The following is an 18,861-nucleotide window of genomic DNA, read 5'->3' as shown; positions in this document are numbered from 1 at the left end:
TAATGAAATCTTTTGTACGTATTGGGCTGTTGGTAGCTGTCATGACAGGATTACTAGTGATAGGGTTAGTTGCTGGTCGGGTTTTAGATCAACAGGCACAAGCAAAAGAATATCAGATAGGTACAGTCATAGCGGGGGTAGAGGTAGGTGGCATGACACTCGCTGAAGCACAATCAGAAATAGACATGATAGCTGAGCAGCGGAGGAATCAGCAGGTGGTCTCTATTTATCTCTATGATTCGTTAGTCGAATTACCCGAAGAAGCTCTAAACTTATCTGTTCCAACTGTATCCAGCAATGCTGTGGAGGAATCAGAACAGATAGAAGCAACCATTGATATTACTGCTTTAACGGAGGCGGTAAATCAAATTGAATCGGCTGATTTGTCAGGATTAGTTGATATCTCCACCTTAAAAAATGATATTGAGTTTCAACTGAATGAGGAGCCAACAAAAGCTCCTACTGTACATCTCGCCTCATATATCGAAGGGATAAATGAGGAACGCACGGTTCTTGCTAATGTGTATGCCCCATACATGGAGTCTACCATACTTGGAACGTGGTCTACTGGCTTAGATGGAGTGGTCATTGAGCCAAGAAGTCATTTTTCTTTAAAAACAGCGTTAGAACAAACGAATCAAATGGTTGTTGGTGGAGAAAGCCTTGATCTTTTTTCTTCAGTCATTTACCAGGCTTTAGCTAAATCAAATCTTGAATTAATCGAGCACCATACTCCTGAAAAGCTGCCACAGTCTATTAAAGTTGGCTACGGTGCTTCAGTAAATGAGGATCATCGTGACCTCGTTTTTTATAATCCAAATTATGAGTCGATGGAGTTAAATGTCCAATTTTCAACTGAAGGACTTATTGTTGAATTAGTTGGTACCCCTTATATACAGGAATATGAATTAGTTGTAGAAAACACCGAAACCATTCAACCACGCACGGAGGTTACATATTCTAAGAAGCGACGTGCTGGCAATAGTCAAGTCATTGTTAATGGCAAGAATGGGTATGCGGCAAGCCTGTTTAAGCGGGAGTTAAATGCAAATAAACAGGAAGTAAATAAAGTTCTGATCGCAAGAAATTACATTGCTGCTACATCAACTATTGAGGAACGAAGTGTCTATGCGAAACCTGAGCCGGAACCAGAATTAGAGATTAATGATGCTGATCTTCAGCCAGTGATCGTTGAACTGCCTGAAAGTGTGAAGGAAGAATCACAAGCCGATAGAGCAAGTGAGCCACAGATCCAAGAACAAGAGGAGCAATCAACCTCAGCAGAACAAAATAATCAGAATGGTGAAGCACAGCAGGACTTTATCAAAGGGGTTCATGAACCAGCGGATAAGGAGCAGGATGATGAGAACTAAAAAGAAGTTTGGTGACTTGTTAGTTGAGGCCGGTTATCTGAATTCAGAGCAGATAGAGCTAGTATTAGAGGAAAAACGCTCCGATCAACGCTTAGGTGATGCATTGCTTGAACGTGAGCTAATTACTGAGTATGAACTCATAAAAGCATTAGAAACTCAGCTTGGTTTAGTACATGTTAATTTGTACCGAACAGCTGTCGATACCCAACTTTTAAAGCTCATTCCCGAAGAGTTATCTCGGAAATATATGCTAATCCCCATTCGCAAACAAAACGGAGTGCTTCAAGTGGCGATGGCAGACCCTTTAGACTATTATGCAATTGATGATTTGCAGATGTTTACGGGCTTCCAAATTGAACCTCTTATTGCGATTAAGGCTGAAATTGTTGAAGCCATTGAGCGTTATTATCAAATTAATGATTCTTTAATAGAGCAAGAACCCGTTGAGAATACTGACTTAACCATGGTCGCAGAGCAGCAAGAGCAGGTAACAAGTGATAAGGACGCTCCAATTATTAAGCTGGTTGATCAGCTATTGCAGCATGGGTTAAATCAGCGTGCCAGCGATATTCACATTGATCCATTAGAGACGACGTTTATGGTACGGTACCGAATAGACGGCTTGTTACGAACGGAGCGAACCTTTTCAGCTTCTATTTTAAGTGCGTTAACCGCTCGCATAAAAATTATGGGTGAATTAAATATTACTGAATCACGAATGCCTCAGGATGGACGGATAAAAGTATTAGTTGGTTCGCAGCACGTTGATATGCGTATCTCCACGCTGCCTACAATATTTGGCGAAAAAATTGTAATAAGGCTGTTAGCAGGGTTAAGCGAATTAACAAAACTCAGTGCACTCGGTTTAAACCATGTCCATGAAAAGATGTTTGTAAAAATGCTTGAAAATCCATCTGGATTAATTCTCCTTACAGGTCCAACTGGCTCGGGAAAAACCTCCACTCTTTATGCGGGCATGCATTATTTAAATACCGATCAGGTAAATATCGTCACGGTTGAAGATCCAGTGGAGTATCACATAAACGGAATTAATCAAGTACAGGTTAATACTCAGGTAGGTTTAACCTTCGCAAAGGGTTTACGTGCAATCTTAAGGCAGGATCCTAATATTGTGATGATTGGTGAAATTCGTGACACGGAAACAGCAGAAATTGCTGTGCGAGCGTCTCTGACAGGCCACCTTGTTCTCAGCACATTACACACGAATAGTGCCATTGCAGCCATTCCGAGGTTAACAGAGATGGGCATTGAACCTTATTTAGTAGCATCTGGACTTTCTGGAGTCGTTGGACAACGACTCGTTAGAAAAATCTGCCCTTCCTGTAGAGAAACGTATGAACCAAACGAATTAGAGTTGGAGTTATTTCATAAACGAGGTATGGAGATATCCAATGTCTATCGTGGAAGTGGCTGCAACCAATGTAATGATACGGGTTTTCGTGGACGAATTGCTATTCATGAAATGTTAATCATTGATGAGAAGATTCGTCAGCTGTTAATGGATAAACAAACAATACATGAGATTCAAGAGTATGCAGCTGAAAATGGCATGATTTTTCTATTAGATGACGGATTGTTAAAGGTTAAACAGGGTATAACCACAGTCGGTGAGGTTCTTCACGTTACGTTAGATCATTAATGAAAGGAGGATTCAGAATGAAAGAAAAACTTGAAGCGTTACTTTCTACAGCTTTTACAAAAGGAGCGTCAGACATTCACCTCACTGTAGGTACAGCTCCGATTTTTAGAATTAATGGGGAGCTTGGATCTCATGGTAAAGAGAAGCTAACTCCCGATGACACAAGACAGTTTGCTCGCGCGATAATTCCTGAGGACTTAATGGAGGAGTTTGAGAAAAAGGGAGAACTCGATTTTTCGTTTGGCATTCCTAAAGTATCTCGTTTTCGTATTAATGCGTATTTTCAACGTTCATGTATTGGTATGGCCATTCGAGTCATTCCAACAAAAATTCCGCAATTAAATGAATTAAAGATGCCAGCTATTTTAAAACAAATCGTTCAAGAGCCTCAAGGATTAGTCCTAGTCACCGGACCAACGGGAAGTGGTAAATCAACGACACTTGCGGCGATGATTGATCATATTAATCGTACAGAGAGCAAGCATATTATTACACTTGAGGATCCAATCGAATATTTGCACCGACATCAAATGTCAGTGGTAAATCAGCGCGAGGTAGGCTTTGATACAAAAAACTTCGCGAATGGATTGAAAGGTTGTTTGAGGCAGGATCCGGATATCATTTTAGTAGGTGAAATGCGTGATTTGGAGACAATATCAACGGCTATTACGGCGGCTGAAACGGGGCATTTAGTTCTTGGTACCCTACATACAACCGATGCGCCATCAACGATTGACCGTATTATTGATGTGTTTCCTCCTGCCCAGCAAGCGCAGGTACGAATTCAACTGGCATCCGTATTAAGCGCAGTCATTTCCCAGCGATTGTTCCGCACGGCTGATCATAAAGGGCGTAGAGCGGCGACCGAAATTCTAATCAATAACTCAGCGGTTAAGAACTTAATAAGAAATGAAAAGATCCATCAAATTAATAACGTCATTCAAACAAGCAGAGCAGAGGGGATGATGACGATGGATACCTCTATGGCTGAATTAGTAAAACAAGAGGTACTGAATCCAGAGGTACTTTCCATTTATTCAAAAGGGTTTGTGAGCTAATGGCAACCTATTCTTATACAGGTAGAGATAGCTTTGGAAAACCGGTAAAAGGCAAAACGCAAGCTAGGGATGAATCGACGGCAATTCTTTCCTTAAAAGAAAAGCGAATATCCGTAACAACCATTGAAGAGATGCAGCAAGGGCTGTATCAGGATATTGAGATTTTAAAACCTATCATTAAGTCAAAGGATTTTGTTTTATTTCTTAGGCAATTCTCCACGCTTTTAAAAGCAGGAGTGCCCGTTATTGAGACCATTGATGTGTTGAGCAAACAAACCACAAGTAAACCTTTAAAGAAAGCTTTAGTGATGATTGAAGAGGATGTTCGTTCAGGGAAGTCGTTATCGGCCGCTTCTGCTAAGCAAGGAGATTTGTTTCCGCCTTTGTTTACCAATATGGTTAAAGCAGGGGAGGCAGGGGGACGCTTAGATGATATTCTAGACAGGCTGGCTACCTATTATGAGAAGCAGCATCGTTTGAAACAAAAAGTGATGGCTACTTTAACCTATCCAATGTTTGTAGGTGTTGTTGCCATTGCTATTATTATTTTTCTCCTTGTTTTTGTTGTACCAACATTTGCAAGTATGTTTGCAAGCTTTGGTGGAGAACTTCCCACCATTACAAAGCTCGTCATGGCCGCAGGAGATCTAGCACTTGGGTACTGGTGGACCGTGCCAATTATAGGTCTGGTCATCTTTTTAGGCTGGAAAATGGGGAGAAGACATGCAGAAACCAGATTGTGGATGGATAACATCCTATTACGGATACCAGTCTTTGGCACACTGATTCAAAAATCGGAGCTTGCACGTGTCACCCAAACATTGGGGGCGCTGTTTCAAAGCTCAGTGCCAGTGCTGCAAGCATTAACCATTGTTGAAAGAGTGGCAGATAACCGCGTGATAGCTAATGTTATCCGCAAATCAAGAGCTTCACTTCAGCAGGGGGAGACGTTAGCAGGACCAATGGAATCGCATTGGGCATTTCCTCCTCTTGTCACCCAAATGATTAGTGTCGGAGAGAAGTCAGGGTCACTGGATACGATGCTTGAGAAAGCAGCCGACTTTTATGAAGCAGAAGTCGAAGCGACCACCGATCAAATTAAAGCATTAATAGAACCTGTCATGATTATACTGTTAGCCGGAATAGTCGGGACTATAGTTTTAGCAATTATGGTGCCGATGTTCGAAATATTTACAACTATAGGGTAATAAAGTACTAGACAAATAGAAGTTCTTAAGGTAGTCTGATAGTAATAGATTAACAACAATTATCAGCAAGTACATACATCTCGGAAAGCGTTGAGCATCTACCTGTATCTGGGCACTTGGGTAGATGGGAGCTAGTAGTGCAACCGGCCGGCATCGTCTTATTTGACATGCAAGGTCGGTTTTTTGTTGTTAATAAACAAAAACAAACCATTGGAGGGAAAAGAAATGAAAGCCATGATGAAAAAACATTTGAAGAATCAGAAGGGTTTAACGCTAATTGAGCTTTTGGCTGTAGTTGTTATCCTAGGGATTATTGCAGCAATTGCGATTCCGAGTATTGGGGCGATTATTGATAATACACGTAAGGATGCGCATATTGCGAATGCAGAGCAGATGGTGAATGCTGTTAAGACGGCTAAGGCGACGAATGTAGGGAGTGGAAATTCATATACTTTGGCCACCTTAGTTAGTGAAGGTTTAATTGAAGATCCTGATATTCCAGGAGGTAAAGGAAAGTATGACGGCGGAGCTTCAAATGTAACGATTGCTAATAATGTTTATACTGTAACTTTAAAAGCTGAAGATTCCTCTGGTAATATATTGCAAAAAACGCTTGAAGAACTTCGAGGAGATAACCGCAGAGCCGATATAACTCTTCCATAATTTATTAAAAGCCTACCCCCACCGGTAGGCTTTTCTTAAACCATAAATCGACAGGATCTGCGATTGAATCTATAGTCAAAAACAGCTAGTATTGTAGGTATATAGTTTTATGATAAAAAGACTAATGAAACTGAAGGAGGTGAAGGGATGATTGATGGGATCATTTTGGGTTATTTAGCACTTGTAGGACTGGTTTTTGGCTCTTTTTATAATGTGGTGGGCTTGCGTGTGCCAGTGGGGGAGTCTATAGTGACGCCGCGGTCTCATTGTACAAAGTGTGATCGGACGCTTGAAGCGAGAGAGCTGGTTCCTGTTCTATCCTTTCTTCTGCAGCGTGGGTCTTGTCGGACGTGTGATACGAGGATTTCCTTTTTGTACCCTTTTACTGAAGCTGTGACGGGATTTCTGTTTGCTCTTTCGTTTTATTTAATAGGTTGGTCCGTTGAATTGATTGTAGCTTTATTGTTTGTTTCAATGCTTGCGATCATCTTTGTGAGTGATATGCGTTATATGCTCATCCCTGATAAAATCCTTTTGTTTTTTGCTATACCTTTTGTACTTTTGCGCATGTTTGTTATCCCTCTAACACCTTGGTGGGATGCATGGCTCGGTGCGGTGATTGGGTTTGCCTTCCTTTTATTAATTGCCATTGTTAGCCGCGGTGGAATGGGCGGTGGAGATATTAAGCTCTTTGCCGTTTTAGGTCTTGTTTTAGGCTGGAAGCTGGTATTGCTGACGCTATTTTTAGCTTCTACCTATGGGGCCGTTTTTGGTGTTGGGGCTAGGCTGTTAAAGAAGGTTGAACGCAAGCAGCCGATTCCATTTGGGCCCTTTATTGCTGCTGGTGCTTTAACTGCTTATTTTATGGGGGATAATCTCATTCAATGGTATATAAGCATGGTGTTTTAGATATGACAAATATGTATGGGAGATATGGGTATGGGGATATTGGGTGGTAGAAAACAACAAAGGCATGCATTGGTCTTAAAGGACCATGTGATTCGATATGTAGGCAGCAAACGTGCTGACCTGAGTTCGATTCAATCATTCGGTGAGCTTTATCTTCCTCCTGGACTCATTCATCGTGGAAAGATTGAGGACAAAGAGGAAGTGAAACGCCTTATTGAGCGAGAGCAGGATGCATGGGAACTAAAGAAAAAAAATCCCGTTCAACTCTGTGTGCCTGATAGTCAGATGCTGATTCGCAGACATGAGGTAGCGGCGAATGTGCCCGATGAAGAGCTTAAAGGTCAATTGTACATAGATGCAGGTGATTCACTCGTTTTGCCATTTGAGGATCCTATATTTGATTATCAAAAGCTGCGTGAGGATGAAGAGAAAAAGGAGCTACTGCTTTATATTACAAAGGAATCCGTCATGAACGATTATGTGAAGCTGATTGATCAGTTAGGCTTTCAGGCAAATGCGGCTGATCTTACCTCGGCATGTGCCTACAGACTTTTTCACGAACAGCATTTACTTGAGGAACATCCTTTCACTGTACTTGTTCAATATGATGTGTCCTTGGTCATCATTACTATTTTGGCAGCAGGTCAACCGTTATTTTCTCGGACTTGGCCACTGGCTTATGATGAAGAACGATGGGACATAAGAGACGGTCAGCTGGAATGGAAATTAGATGTGGAGACAGTAACAGCAGAGATTCAAATGATTTCCGCTGAGGTTGAAAAAGTGATCAGCTTTTATCAATATTCCGTGTTAAGGGGAGAAATGGATATAGCCCGCATGTTAATTTGTGGGGATACCATTGCGATGGATCTTGTTGTTAGCGAGTTTAAAGACTTCTTTTCTATGAACATTGTCTCTCAGCTAGAGTTCACTGATTCGTATGTTCCGGCCAGATATTACGATGCTTTAGGTCTGATGCTGCGAAAAGAGGTGCGCTGATGCTACCAGAAATTAATCTATTACCGGAGCGATATAAGCGAGACGTGACACCTTTATTAATAGCCGCTTTGACCCTGATACTGATTCTTATTTCATTCATTGTTTTGCTACTGGTTTACGCTAATATTGAAAGGGAACGTACGGCGGCTGTTAATGAAGCAGCTGAGCTCCAACTGCAAAAGATTGAGCTTGAAGCTGAGGCTGGTGTGATTGTCTCAGATCTCACACCTGAGCAACAATTGCAGGATGCGGTTAATCAGTTAGATGAATATCGTGTGCCAACGTCTGAGTTTACAGCAGAGCTCATTCGTCTTTTACCTGACAGAGGATATTTTATCCGCTATTTTTATCAACGTGATGGCTTACTGGAGGTTACTGTAAGCTTTGATCAAATGCAAGAGGCGGCTCACTATTATGATGAGTTATTTCAGCACCCGTATGTAGAAGCCGTACGAATGAATGATATTGGTACAGAGGCCGTTGCTGAAATAGAAGGAGATGAGGATTCACCCGTCGTGAGTCAGGAGCAAATGATGATAAAACCTCGTTATGAAGCAACGTACGAGATTGCGTTGGATTTAGAGCAAACGAAGCTTATGGAAGAAGGGGAGTCACCATGAGAATCTACATGACAAAACAAAGATGGCTAATGATGATAGCTGTCATTGGGTTCATCATTGCTGGCTGTGTCCTAAGCTATTGGCAATTTATTAAGCCAGCTCAATCCAGACTCGTATCAGCGCAGGACGATGTGGCCATTGCTCAATTAGAATTAGAAGCTGCCTCAAATCAAGATGAAGTCGAAGTGACGGACCCGTCGCCTCTATCAAGTACAGCCTTGCAGCAACGTCTTCCGGTTGTACCATTAGAGGATGAAGTAATCCTTGCCTTTGCTCAGGCAGAGGCGGTTGCTGATGTAGAAATCATACAGGTAAATTATCAAGGCAATCAGAACTTTCCTACCTCCAATCGAGTCATGACATTTAACGAAGAAGAGGATGAGTTGATAGAGGAAGCGAACGTAGATTTAGAGGAAGATGAACCAACTGTAGAAGTGGAAACGGAACCTATAATTGATTCCACGCTCATTGCAGATTGGACCATTCCACACGTTGAACCAATCCAGGCTCTTGTCCAATTACGTACATCTAACTATAGAGGCATTGCTCAATTTATTCAGGAGCTTGAACAGTTTCCGCGAATGCTGTCCATAGATTCCATATCGTATGATAGTTTTAAAGAACAACAAGATGCGGGAGTGGAGGACGAAGTAGTTACAGAGTATTTTGATTTCTATGTAATGGTTTCCTCTTTTTATTATCCGAGCTTAGCAGAAACGCTTAGTGAGACAGCACCATTCCGTTCCTATCCTGATTCATCAGAAAAAGAAGACCCGCTTTATCCTAGATAGAGTCAAACCGTACTAGCAAATCTAGTACGGCTTTTTTTGTCTAGCGTTCTATTCTCTAGCATTCAAACATATAGTTAGCATCAAGGAATCGTGCAGAGAGGAGCCGTGCTATGGAGAGGGACAAGCGAACCATGTCATTCCAATTCGCAAAGGATGGTAGACGTCAAGAGAAGTCGGACAAGCATCAGTCTGTTAAAAAAGTAGCAGAAACCGAATGGGTTTTTCCGGAGCCTGATTGTGCTGTGACAGAAACGAACACTGAAGAATTGGAGATTAAAGAAGATCCTGATGAGCAGAAGCGAGAGATCTTTATATGGGATGAAAATAAACTGGGTTATGCGTATCAAGCACCACCGGCAACCAAAAAGCACAAAGCTCTGTGGACGCAAAAATGGCTTTCAATGCCATGGATGTTAATGGCGGCCGCGGTGTCAGCGGTATGTATTGGAGTTAGCTTAGGTGTGGTTATGCTTTCCTTTTTCACTGGAGGAGTGGATGAGCCGGTCTTGCAGCCAGCTGTTGAGGTAGGTACAACTGTAGTACCAGAAGATGAACCTGTTTCTGAGTTTCAGATATTTGTTCTTCAAGCAGGGGCTTTTTCCACTCAGGAGGCAGGTTTACAAGTAAGTGAAACCATTAAGCAGGAAGGCTATGCGGTCATTATGGATGACGATAATGAAACACATTATCTGTACGTAGGTGTAGCATCCTCGAAGAACCAAGCAGAGCAACTAGCCGCTGAATTTAAAGAAGACGGACTAGATGTCTACGTAAAAGAATACGTCGTTACTAAAGCGGACGAAGAGGATTCTACTGCATTTGAATGGCTAAACTCAGCGGAAAATAGTTTAATGAGTGTTATTCATGCTACGACTCTGGCTTCACTCGATTCTTCTGGAGAAGAAAATCTCGAAGTAATAACGGATGAACTGACAGAGCTTGAAAGTAAACGAGAAGCCTCCATGGAGGGCGAGTCGGATGAGCTTAAAGCTATAGCTCAAACTCTTATTGCAAAAATGGCTGAATCCAACCAGCTACTCTCTGAAACTGATGAAGTGAACCGTACAAATCAGCAAATGAATTTAGATGCGCTAATTGCTTATAAAAAAGGATTGGAGCAAATAAAACAATAAAGTGTTTCAATTTTGTTCATATGATCAGAAACTGTTATTCTATTTATGTGAACATTTTGAGAAAAGGGATGTGCTGTAAATGAGTAAACGATTGATCACTCCGGAGGATCTGCTTCAGTTGCGCAGTGTAACCTCACCTGCTTTATCTAATGATGGCGAACATGTTGTTTATGTCGAAACGACCTTACACGAGGAAAAAGATACGTATGCCGCTGAATTAGTTATGACTTCACCTCATAACCCGGATCAAAACCAGTATCTAACACATGGAGGCTACATTAATAAGCTTCCCCGCTGGTCACCTGTTGGGGAGGCTCTTGCCTTTATTTCTAATCGTACAGGTACGAATCAGCTTTATACTTTAAGCAGCTGGGGAGAGCCGAAGCAGTTAACAGAGGAGAAAAAAGGTGTAAATGACTTCCGCTGGTCACCAGATGGAAAAACGATCGCCTATTCTAGTACTCAATATCCTGAGGAAGAAAAAGAAAATGATAAACCAGAGCCACTTGTTGTCAATAAAATGAAATATAAATCCGATGCTAGTGGATTTTGGCAAGGTGAATATGTACATATTTTTACGGTTGAGATTGAATCAGGTAAACATACGCAGTTAACAGATGGGGCGATATCTTATACTCTTTTAGATTGGACAGCGGATAGTGAGCAGCTTGTCATTTCGTCTGTGAACGAAGAGAATACAGACTTTATCTTTTCAAATGATTTGCTCTTGCTAAGTGTTGAAAAGAAGGAATTTATCCAGTTAACGAATCAAACACATGTTATTAGTGACGCAAGTGCCTCTCCTGATGGACGATATTTGGCTGTGCGAGCTCATGAGAGAGACTATGAAAATGCGACTCATTTTGAGATTTATTTACTTGAAATAGCTACAAATGAATGGACAAAGCTGACAGGAGATTGGGATGTGCAGCTTGGGCCAGTGGTTGCAGCAGATTTTCTTCAAAATACAGTAGATCCAGGGTTAGTTTGGTCCGGAGATAGTCGATCTATGACATTTCTTGTATCGGAGCAAGGCACAGTTGGACTTTACAAACTAACTACGGATGGGAAAAAAGAAGCGATTTTGACAGGACATGCTCATGTTTATGGATTTTCTATCCTTGCTGATGGAAGCTCACTTGTAGCCGGTATTAATCATGTAGCTCATCCTGGTGACCTATACCTTATCCAGTCTGGAGAAGAACGCAAACGATTAACAACTAGTAATGATGATGTATTAGATGAACTAGAAGTCGTACAAGCTGAAGAGATCCGGTTTCAACAAGAAGAAGGACATGAGCTTCAAGGGTGGCTTATGAAGCCTGCTGGGTTTAATGAAAAAGAAACCTATCCACTTATTGTAGAAATCCATGGTGGTCCGCATGCGATGTATGCAAACAGCTATATGCACGAGTTCCAAACATTAACCGCACGGGGCTTCGCAGTGCTCTTCATTAATCCTCGTGGTAGCTTAGGTTACGGGCAGGAGTTTGTGAATGCCGTCCGTGGGGACTACGGTGGCGGAGACTATCGTGACATTATGGCTGCACTAGATTATGTACTAAAGCAGTACTCTTGGATTGATGAGAGTCGTTTAGGAGTAACAGGTGGGAGCTATGGTGGATTTATGACGAACTGGATCGTTGGCCATACGAACCGCTTTAAAGCAGCTGTAACACAACGCTCGATCTCAAACTGGACTAGCTTTTATGGGGTAAGTGACATCGGCTACTACTTTACAGAGTGGCAGATTCAAGCAGACTTAAACGATACCGACAAGCTTTGGAAGCATTCTCCGCTTGCGTACGTGAATCAAATCGAAACACCACTTTTGATTTTACACGGAGAAAAGGATTATCGCTGCCCAATCGAACAAGCAGAGCAGCTGTATATTGCCTTGAAACGCCGTGAAAAAACAACAACCTTTATTCGCTTCCCAGAAGCCAACCACGAGCTCTCCCGAAGTGGAAAACCAAGCCTACGATTAAAAAGACTTGATGCAATTGGAAAATGGTTTGAGCAGTATTTATAAAAATTAGTAGTAAAAATAAAGCTTGTCGACAACGTCTCAGCAGAGGCAGTCGGCAAGTTTTTTTCATTATTTAACTGATAACTAAATCCAAGCGGACGAAATGAGAGGGCCGACACGTGTGGGAAGAACAGGAGGTCACTGAAAAAGGCATCTAGAAATGAGCTCATACACCGCTACAGGAGAAACCTACGCTTTCCACGGGAACGGCCTCAGCCCTTGAAGTGGAAGTGCGTCACTTCAATGTCTTCAGACGCGTTCTGTTCCGTAGGAGTCTACGTTTTCTCCTTCCGCTCATATTCCCGATCAGAAAAATGACTAACATTCCTACCTAAGTAATGAGAGCCGTTTTTTCTTTGAAAGAAGATTTACTATCATATAAAGCTTCTTATTCAGTGGCCTAGATGAAAAGGTTCAATGAGATAAAAGGGTGTAGCCCGTTAGCTCAGGTAACTTCTTACGGTAAGCGTACCCCAATTTCGGGAGCGAAGCAGAAGCACCACATCAAGGTCGCCCTCTAAGAATTAAAACTATTCAGATAAAAGATTGTTCGCTCACGTATAGTTTGGTATTCTTAAAATAAGCCTGTACAATAGATAAAAAAGATTGTAGAGGTGTCCCTTCATGAAACCACTTATTTTAGCCTCAAGCTCCCCCAGGAGAAAGGAATTACTTCAACAGCTTCGTTATCAATTCACGATTCGTACAAGTGAAGCCGATGAACGATTAGAGCCAGATTGGCGACCAGAGGATGCCGTATTACATTTATCAAGAAAAAAAGCAGAAGCTGTTTTCGCGATGCACCCAGAAGCTGTGGTGATAGGAGCAGACACCATTGTGGTAGTTGATGATGTGATTGTTGGAAAACCTTCAAACCGTCAAGCAGCTGTGACCATGTTGAAGCATTTATCTGGAAGACGTCATCAGGTTCTAACGGGTGTCACTATTATCTCAGCACGTAAAACCACCTCATTTTATAATCAAACAGATGTGCAAATGTATGATCTAAGTGATAAAGAAATTGATCAATATGTAGAATCAGGTGAGCCATTTGATAAAGCAGGATCATACGGCATACAAGGACTTGGTGCGATGTTAGTGAAACAAATACATGGTGATTACTATTCAGTCATGGGCCTTCCTCTAGCTGAAACAGCACGAGCACTACAAACATTCTCCATAACACCTTTACCTTCCTAGAACTTTTTTTAACTCACATGAATTCTCCACCATTTGCGCAAAATAGAAAGGAGATTATAGAATGTCACTCCTCATAAGAGATGTCCCCGTTACTGAAAGACCACGCGAACGCTTACTTCAAAATGGTGCAGCCGTTCTATCGAACCAAGAAATTATCGCTATATTACTTAGGACGGGCACCAAAAAAGATTCTGTCATTGACCTTGCCGGAAAGGTATTAGCTCATTTTGATGGTTTGCCTTTGTTAAAGGAAGCTACCATAGAAGAGCTGTGTGAAATTGGCGGAATTGGTACTGCGAAAGCGGTTGAATTAAGTGCTGCTATGGAGCTTGGTAGACGAATTCATAGTATGCAAACAGCAGAAAAGTATGTGATTCGTTCTCCAGAGGATGTATCTAATCTGGTAATGGAAGAGATGCGCTTCTTGAAGCAGGAACATTTTGTTTGTTTATACTTAAATACAAAGAATCAGCTCCTTTTCAAACATACTGTTTTTATTGGAAGCCTAAATGCCAGCATCGTTCATCCGAGAGAAGTATTTAAAGAAGCACTTAGACGCTCCTCCGCTTCTATTATTTGTTTGCATAATCACCCGAGTGGTGATCCTACGCCAAGTCGAGAGGACATTGATGTGACCAAACGACTATATGAAGCTGGGAGGGTTCTCGGAATCGAACTTTTGGACCATATTATTATAGGAGATCGCACATTTATTAGCTTGAAAGAGCAGGGGCATGTAGGATAAGCTATGCAAGATGAGAAATAAGGCGAAATAGTGAGTGGATACGGAACAAAAGGCTGATATTCTTTCTTGGGGGAAGATAAGGCTATTTTTTTCCTTTATTCTTCGATATAATAAAGGTTATGATTTCGGATCTGTCATGAAGGGAGTTACATAGATGTTTGGTGGATTTTCAAGAGATATTGGAATTGACTTAGGGACAGCAAATACGCTTGTATATACAAAAGGAAAAGGAATCGTATTGAGGGAACCATCCGTGGTTGCTTTACGTACGGATACAAATTCAATTGAAGCAGTTGGTAATGACGCGAAGAACATGATTGGACGCACACCAGGAAATATTGTGGCTATTCGTCCAATGAAGGACGGGGTTATTGCTGATTTTGATACAACGGCAACGATGCTAAAATATTTTATACGTCAGGCGCAAAAAAATCGTTCTTTATTCACACGTAAGCCCTCTGTTATGGTGTGTGTGCCGAGTGGCATTACAGCTGTTGAGAAACGGGCAGTAGAAGACGCAACAAAGCAGGCGGGAGCAAAGGAAGCTTACACGCTTGAAGAGCCTTTCGCTGCAGCTATCGGAGCGGATCTACCTGTGTGGGAACCAACAGGAAGTATGGTCGTGGATATTGGTGGCGGTACAACAGAAGTAGCGATCATTTCTTTAGGTGGTATTGTAACCAGCCAATCTATTCGTGTGGCTGGGGACGAAATGGATGATGCCATCATTCAATATGTGAAAAAGACATATAGTTTGATGATCGGGGAACGCACAGCTGAAACCTTAAAGCTTGAGATTGGGTCTGCTAGTGCTCCTGAGGAAGTAGATGAAATGGATATTCGTGGACGCGACTTAGTGTCGGGACTACCTAAAACGATAACGGTTACGGCTGAAGAGATTTCAAAGGCTCTTTCAGATACGGTTACAACAATTATTGAAGCGGTGAAAAATACATTAGAGCAATCTCCGCCTGAGCTTGCTGCAGATATTATGGATCGTGGGATTGTCCTAACCGGTGGGGGAGCTCTTCTTCGCAATCTTGATCGATTGTTAAGTGATGAAACCAACATGCCAGTTATTGTTGCAGAGGACCCGCTTGATTGTGTAGCGATTGGTACAGGGCGGGCATTGGAGAATTTACATTTATTTCGTTCAAAAGCGGGTATCACGTCTCGTTCTGATCGGAAGTCGTAAGTAGGTGTTTTAAGTGCCATCTTTTTTTTCAAATAAAAAGCTAATTATTTTGCTTGTAAGCATTATTATTTTAGTTGCTTTAATCGGTTATTCAACTGGTGGCAGGGAAAGTGCCTCTGGGCCAGAGAAGATTGTTCGAGACTCCGTAGGTTGGGTTCAGAACCTCTTCTCAACCCCTGCCCACTTTGTAGGTGGGTTTATCGATAATGTGCGTGATATTCGAGATATATATGAAGAAAATCAGTTGCTCAAATCAAGACTTGAGGAATACGCGCAAATAACAGTAGAACGAAACCAACTGGCAAATGAAAATCAAACGCTTCAAGATATGCTTGATCTTCAGGATACGTTAAACGATTACGTGAAGAGACCGGCAACGGTTATCCATCGAAATCCGGATCTCTGGACACAATATGTCGGCATAAATCTTGGGGAAGATCATAATATTTCAGCTGACATGGCGGTGGTTGATTCAAATGGCGGCTTGGTAGGTAAAGTAAAGCGAACAAGCCAATTTACCTCCTATGTACAATTACTTTCAGATAATGACCCTTCCAATCAAGTCTCTGCTCAAATTATGGATGGGGAAGATATTCCGGGTTATGGTTTTATTGAAGGGTATGACGAGGATAGGGATCTACTAATCTTACGGAAAATTGATATAGAAGCCGACATCGAACCAGAACAAGTAGTCACAACTTCCGGCCTAGGAGATGTTTATCCGGCGGGATTAATTTTGGGTGAAATCGAAGAAGTTGAGCTTGATGAGTACGGTCTTTCTCAAACAGCCTATATTAGACCGACTGCAGACTTTTCTTCATTTAGCTACCTCTACGTAGTAGAACGTGGAACTGATGTGATGGATCCAGCACTGCTTGAAGAGGGGGAATAAAAGATGAGCCGTTATTACATCGCAGCTTTACTTTTGTTCCTGCTTGTTTTTGAAGGGACCATTGTCCCGAACGCCGTAACCAGTTTCTTGCAGCTTGACGTGACCATGGTGCCAAGATTTTTAATTGTGCTTATTGTGTTTACGGGAATTTACTTAGGGCGCATGCAAAGCTTTGTTCATGGGTTGATTTTTGGTTTCATTTATGACATTGTCTATACTGAATTCCTAGGTATCTATGCTTTTGGTTTTGCATTTATTGGTTATGCCTTTGCTTTTTCAACAAAACGAATTCAAGACAGCTTGTTGGTAACCATAATCCTAGCCTGTGTTGCGGTCATCTTCTTTGAATATTACCAGTATTCTATTCTACAGATGCTAGGTGTAACAGATTGGTCTGGAATGAAATTTGCTGAGAGGCGACTGCTGCCAACCGTTATTTTTAATGGAGCCTTTGCGATTCTAGCATTGTATCCTGTTCGTAAATTAATGAACCACATGAATCGCCAAGCAGATTTGCGTCGAAGATAATGATGCTTTTGAAAAGAGGACTAATCTACATAGATAGCGAATGTAGTAAATGAACCCACATCATTCGATAGAAAAAGTCAAAAATTGAACTCCGTGTGCAACGAGTGTGTCTGAGGTGAGTATATAGTGACGCAAAAAAAACAACAGCATGTAACCATAAAAGGCACCAAAGATGGGCTGGTTTTTCTATTAGACGATCAATGTGCATTTGAGAGCTTAGTAGAAGAATTGACTGAAAAATTAAATGCCAATTACTATCAGCATAAGGATGGACCTAATGTTCAAGTTAAAGTGGATGTGGGACGCAGGTATCTATCAGAAGAAGCAGAAGAAGAGCTGAAAAAAGTGATTACGGCGGGACGAAGCTTGGCCATTGAATCGGTTGAATCAACGGTCATTTCCCTTGAAGAGGCAAAGAAACGCCAAGAAGAAAGTCAAAGCGTTACACTTGCGCGTATTGTTCGATCTGGACAAGTATTAAAGGTTCGCGGTGATGTCTTGATAATAGGAGATATTAATCCTGGTGGAACCATTATGGCAACCGGGAGCATTCATGTATTAGGTGCTTTAAAAGGGATTGCACATGCTGGCTTCGAAGGAAATCGAAAGGCAGTTATTACAGCTTCTTTAATGGCACCTGTACAGTTACGAATTGCTTCAGAGATTTATAGCTTTGCTGATATTGACCATGAAGATACATTTATGGAAACCGCGTTTTTAAAGGATGCGACCTCAGAAATTGTGCTGGAGCGTGTACAGAAGTTGGTTCATGTGCGACCAGAACTATCAACAAACACGAATCAGCTATCAGAAGAGTAAAGGGATCTGAGAGAAAGGGGAATAAACGTGGGAGAAGCGATTGTTATTACAAGCGGAAAAGGCGGGGTTGGTAAAACAACTACCTCTGCGAATGTTGGAACCGCATTAGCTTTGCAAAATAAAAAAGTATGCCTAGTGGATACAGATATTGGCTTGCGTAACCTTGATGTTGTCATGGGCCTTGAAAATAGAATTATCTATGATTTAGTTGATGTGGTTGAGGGAAGATGTCGTTTAAAGCAGGCATTAATTAAAGATAAGCGCTTTGAGTGTTTATTTCTACTCCCGGCTGCGCAAACAAAGGACAAAACCTCTGTTGAACCGGAACAGATGGAGAAAATTATTGATGAACTAAAACAAGAGTATGATTATGTCATCATTGACTGTCCAGCGGGGATTGAACAAGGCTTTAAGAACGCAATTTCAGGAGCAGACCGAGCGATCGTAGTGACGACCCCAGAGCGTTCAGCTGTTCGTGATGCTGACCGTATTATTGGTTTGCTAGAGAAAGAGGACATTGAAGCGCCACGTCTAGTAGTGAATCGGATTCGCGGTCATATGATGCAAAGCGGCGAGATGATGGACGTTGATGAAATTGCTGCCATTCTAGCGATTGAGTTGATTGGTATTGTGATTGATGATGATGAGGTTATTAAATACTCCAATAAAGGTGAACCGATTGCACTACATACAGGTAGTAAGGCGTCGATTGCTTATCGAAACATTGCAAGACGTATTCTAGGGGAGAATGTTCCCCTTCAATCCTTTGAAGAGCAGAAGGGCGTTTTCGCTAAAATTAAGAAATTTTTTAAAGTACGATAAATAGGTACTTCTCTCAAATACAACTAACTAAAATATAAAAGTGCTTCTTAGAAAGCATGATTTGCACCCCTTCAGAATAGATGTAGATCTACATCTATTCTAAAGGGGTGCTTTTTGCAATTAGCCATTAAATCGAGAAAAACGCTTTATAAAAATAGAAAACGGACCAGGCAGTCATTGTATATGAAAGTTTTAACTGAAAAAAGTTGCTTACAAA

Annotated in this window: 18 protein-coding genes and 1 riboswitch; all 18 genes read left to right on the top strand. The window is 41.6% G+C overall.

The window, feature by feature from the left end:
- The first annotated feature begins 2 nt into the window (after positions 1-2).
- A complete protein-coding gene (locus FN960_RS12865) occupies positions 3-1,373 on the top strand; it encodes a VanW family protein (RefSeq protein ID WP_185971024.1) in 1,371 nt (456 codons plus the stop codon).
- The gene (locus FN960_RS12860; RefSeq protein WP_143849137.1) at positions 1,360-3,033 is read left to right on the top strand and encodes a GspE/PulE family protein; all 1,674 of its coding nucleotides are present in this window, start codon (positions 1,360-1,362) and stop codon (positions 3,031-3,033) included. The genes FN960_RS12865 and FN960_RS12860 overlap by 14 nt, the downstream gene beginning before the upstream one ends.
- 17 nt (positions 3,034-3,050) lie before the next feature.
- Entirely contained in the window at positions 3,051-4,091 is a 1,041-nt protein-coding gene (locus tag FN960_RS12855) for a type IV pilus twitching motility protein PilT (RefSeq protein ID WP_143849136.1), read from the top strand.
- Positions 4,091-5,299, top strand: coding sequence for a type II secretion system F family protein (locus FN960_RS12850; protein ID WP_143849135.1), 1,209 nt, complete (start codon positions 4,091-4,093; stop codon positions 5,297-5,299). The genes FN960_RS12855 and FN960_RS12850 overlap by 1 nt, the downstream gene beginning before the upstream one ends.
- A gap of 74 nt (positions 5,300-5,373) precedes the next feature.
- A riboswitch (cyclic di-GMP riboswitch) is annotated at positions 5,374-5,457 on the top strand.
- Positions 5,458-5,524: 67 nt separating this feature from the next.
- Positions 5,525-5,962: a prepilin-type N-terminal cleavage/methylation domain-containing protein gene (locus FN960_RS12845; protein ID WP_438799882.1), complete on the top strand. Its 438-nt coding sequence runs from the start codon at positions 5,525-5,527 to the stop codon at positions 5,960-5,962.
- A gap of 147 nt (positions 5,963-6,109) precedes the next feature.
- The gene (locus FN960_RS12840) at positions 6,110-6,871 is read left to right on the top strand and encodes a prepilin peptidase (RefSeq protein ID WP_143849134.1); all 762 of its coding nucleotides are present in this window, start codon (positions 6,110-6,112) and stop codon (positions 6,869-6,871) included.
- Between the two features lie 30 nt (positions 6,872-6,901).
- Positions 6,902-7,870: a type IV pilus biogenesis protein PilM gene (gene pilM / locus FN960_RS12835; protein ID WP_185971023.1), complete on the top strand. Its 969-nt coding sequence runs from the start codon at positions 6,902-6,904 to the stop codon at positions 7,868-7,870.
- Positions 7,870-8,490: a hypothetical protein gene (locus tag FN960_RS12830; protein ID WP_143849132.1), complete on the top strand. Its 621-nt coding sequence runs from the start codon at positions 7,870-7,872 to the stop codon at positions 8,488-8,490. The genes pilM and FN960_RS12830 overlap by 1 nt, the downstream gene beginning before the upstream one ends.
- The gene (locus FN960_RS12825; protein ID WP_143849131.1) at positions 8,487-9,281 is read left to right on the top strand and encodes a hypothetical protein; all 795 of its coding nucleotides are present in this window, start codon (positions 8,487-8,489) and stop codon (positions 9,279-9,281) included. The genes FN960_RS12830 and FN960_RS12825 overlap by 4 nt, the downstream gene beginning before the upstream one ends.
- Positions 9,282-9,391: 110 nt before the next feature.
- Complete coding sequence (locus tag FN960_RS12820) at positions 9,392-10,414, top strand: SPOR domain-containing protein (RefSeq protein WP_143849130.1); 1,023 nt, start codon at positions 9,392-9,394, stop codon at positions 10,412-10,414.
- A gap of 79 nt (positions 10,415-10,493) precedes the next feature.
- Complete coding sequence (locus FN960_RS12815; protein ID WP_143849129.1) at positions 10,494-12,446, top strand: S9 family peptidase; 1,953 nt, start codon at positions 10,494-10,496, stop codon at positions 12,444-12,446.
- Between the two features lie 621 nt (positions 12,447-13,067).
- Positions 13,068-13,643: a Maf family protein gene (locus tag FN960_RS12810; RefSeq protein WP_143849128.1), complete on the top strand. Its 576-nt coding sequence runs from the start codon at positions 13,068-13,070 to the stop codon at positions 13,641-13,643.
- A 61-nt stretch (positions 13,644-13,704) separates the two neighbouring features.
- Positions 13,705-14,388, top strand: coding sequence for a RadC family protein (gene radC, locus FN960_RS12805; RefSeq protein WP_143849127.1), 684 nt, complete (start codon positions 13,705-13,707; stop codon positions 14,386-14,388).
- A gap of 154 nt (positions 14,389-14,542) precedes the next feature.
- Positions 14,543-15,583, top strand: coding sequence for a rod shape-determining protein (locus FN960_RS12800; protein ID WP_143849126.1), 1,041 nt, complete (start codon positions 14,543-14,545; stop codon positions 15,581-15,583).
- 13 nt (positions 15,584-15,596) lie between these two features.
- Complete coding sequence (mreC, locus tag FN960_RS12795; RefSeq protein ID WP_143849125.1) at positions 15,597-16,475, top strand: rod shape-determining protein MreC; 879 nt, start codon at positions 15,597-15,599, stop codon at positions 16,473-16,475.
- A gap of 3 nt (positions 16,476-16,478) precedes the next feature.
- Complete coding sequence (gene mreD, locus FN960_RS12790) at positions 16,479-17,003, top strand: rod shape-determining protein MreD (protein WP_143849124.1); 525 nt, start codon at positions 16,479-16,481, stop codon at positions 17,001-17,003.
- 126 nt (positions 17,004-17,129) lie between these two features.
- Entirely contained in the window at positions 17,130-17,822 is a 693-nt protein-coding gene (gene minC / locus FN960_RS12785) for a septum site-determining protein MinC (protein WP_143849123.1), read from the top strand.
- A 27-nt stretch (positions 17,823-17,849) separates the two neighbouring features.
- Complete coding sequence (gene minD / locus FN960_RS12780) at positions 17,850-18,644, top strand: septum site-determining protein MinD (RefSeq protein WP_143849122.1); 795 nt, start codon at positions 17,850-17,852, stop codon at positions 18,642-18,644.
- The last annotated feature ends 217 nt before the right edge of the window (positions 18,645-18,861 follow it).

Origin of the sequence: Alkalicoccobacillus porphyridii, from assembly GCF_007293315.1 — a bacterium.
Lineage (GTDB): Bacteria > Bacillota > Bacilli > Bacillales > Bacillaceae_D > Alkalicoccobacillus > Alkalicoccobacillus porphyridii.
The sequence above is the reverse complement of the archived record's forward strand: the minus strand, read 5'-3'. Positions and strand labels throughout refer to the sequence as shown.

What these genes read in the sequence shown, in the direction of transcription:
- FN960_RS12820 (WP_143849130.1), top strand. Translation starts at nt 9,392, where the DNA reads ATGGAGAGGGACAAGCGAACCATGTCATTCCAATTCGCAAAGGATGGT.
- FN960_RS12800 (WP_143849126.1), top strand. Translation starts at nt 14,543, where the DNA reads ATGTTTGGTGGATTTTCAAGAGATATTGGAATTGACTTAGGGACAGCA.
- FN960_RS12815 (WP_143849129.1), top strand. Translation starts at nt 10,494, where the DNA reads ATGAGTAAACGATTGATCACTCCGGAGGATCTGCTTCAGTTGCGCAGT.
- pilM (WP_185971023.1), top strand. Translation starts at nt 6,902, where the DNA reads ATGGGGATATTGGGTGGTAGAAAACAACAAAGGCATGCATTGGTCTTA.
- FN960_RS12850 (WP_143849135.1), top strand. Translation starts at nt 4,091, where the DNA reads ATGGCAACCTATTCTTATACAGGTAGAGATAGCTTTGGAAAACCGGTA.
- radC (WP_143849127.1), top strand. Translation starts at nt 13,705, where the DNA reads ATGTCACTCCTCATAAGAGATGTCCCCGTTACTGAAAGACCACGCGAA.
- FN960_RS12825 (WP_143849131.1), top strand. Translation starts at nt 8,487, where the DNA reads ATGAGAATCTACATGACAAAACAAAGATGGCTAATGATGATAGCTGTC.
- FN960_RS12840 (WP_143849134.1), top strand. Translation starts at nt 6,110, where the DNA reads ATGATTGATGGGATCATTTTGGGTTATTTAGCACTTGTAGGACTGGTT.
- FN960_RS12810 (WP_143849128.1), top strand. Translation starts at nt 13,068, where the DNA reads ATGAAACCACTTATTTTAGCCTCAAGCTCCCCCAGGAGAAAGGAATTA.
- FN960_RS12845 (WP_438799882.1), top strand. Translation starts at nt 5,525, where the DNA reads ATGAAAGCCATGATGAAAAAACATTTGAAGAATCAGAAGGGTTTAACG.
- FN960_RS12830 (WP_143849132.1), top strand. Translation starts at nt 7,870, where the DNA reads ATGCTACCAGAAATTAATCTATTACCGGAGCGATATAAGCGAGACGTG.
- FN960_RS12860 (WP_143849137.1), top strand. Translation starts at nt 1,360, where the DNA reads ATGATGAGAACTAAAAAGAAGTTTGGTGACTTGTTAGTTGAGGCCGGT.
- mreD (WP_143849124.1), top strand. Translation starts at nt 16,479, where the DNA reads ATGAGCCGTTATTACATCGCAGCTTTACTTTTGTTCCTGCTTGTTTTT.
- FN960_RS12855 (WP_143849136.1), top strand. Translation starts at nt 3,051, where the DNA reads ATGAAAGAAAAACTTGAAGCGTTACTTTCTACAGCTTTTACAAAAGGA.
- FN960_RS12865 (WP_185971024.1), top strand. Translation starts at nt 3, where the DNA reads ATGAAATCTTTTGTACGTATTGGGCTGTTGGTAGCTGTCATGACAGGA.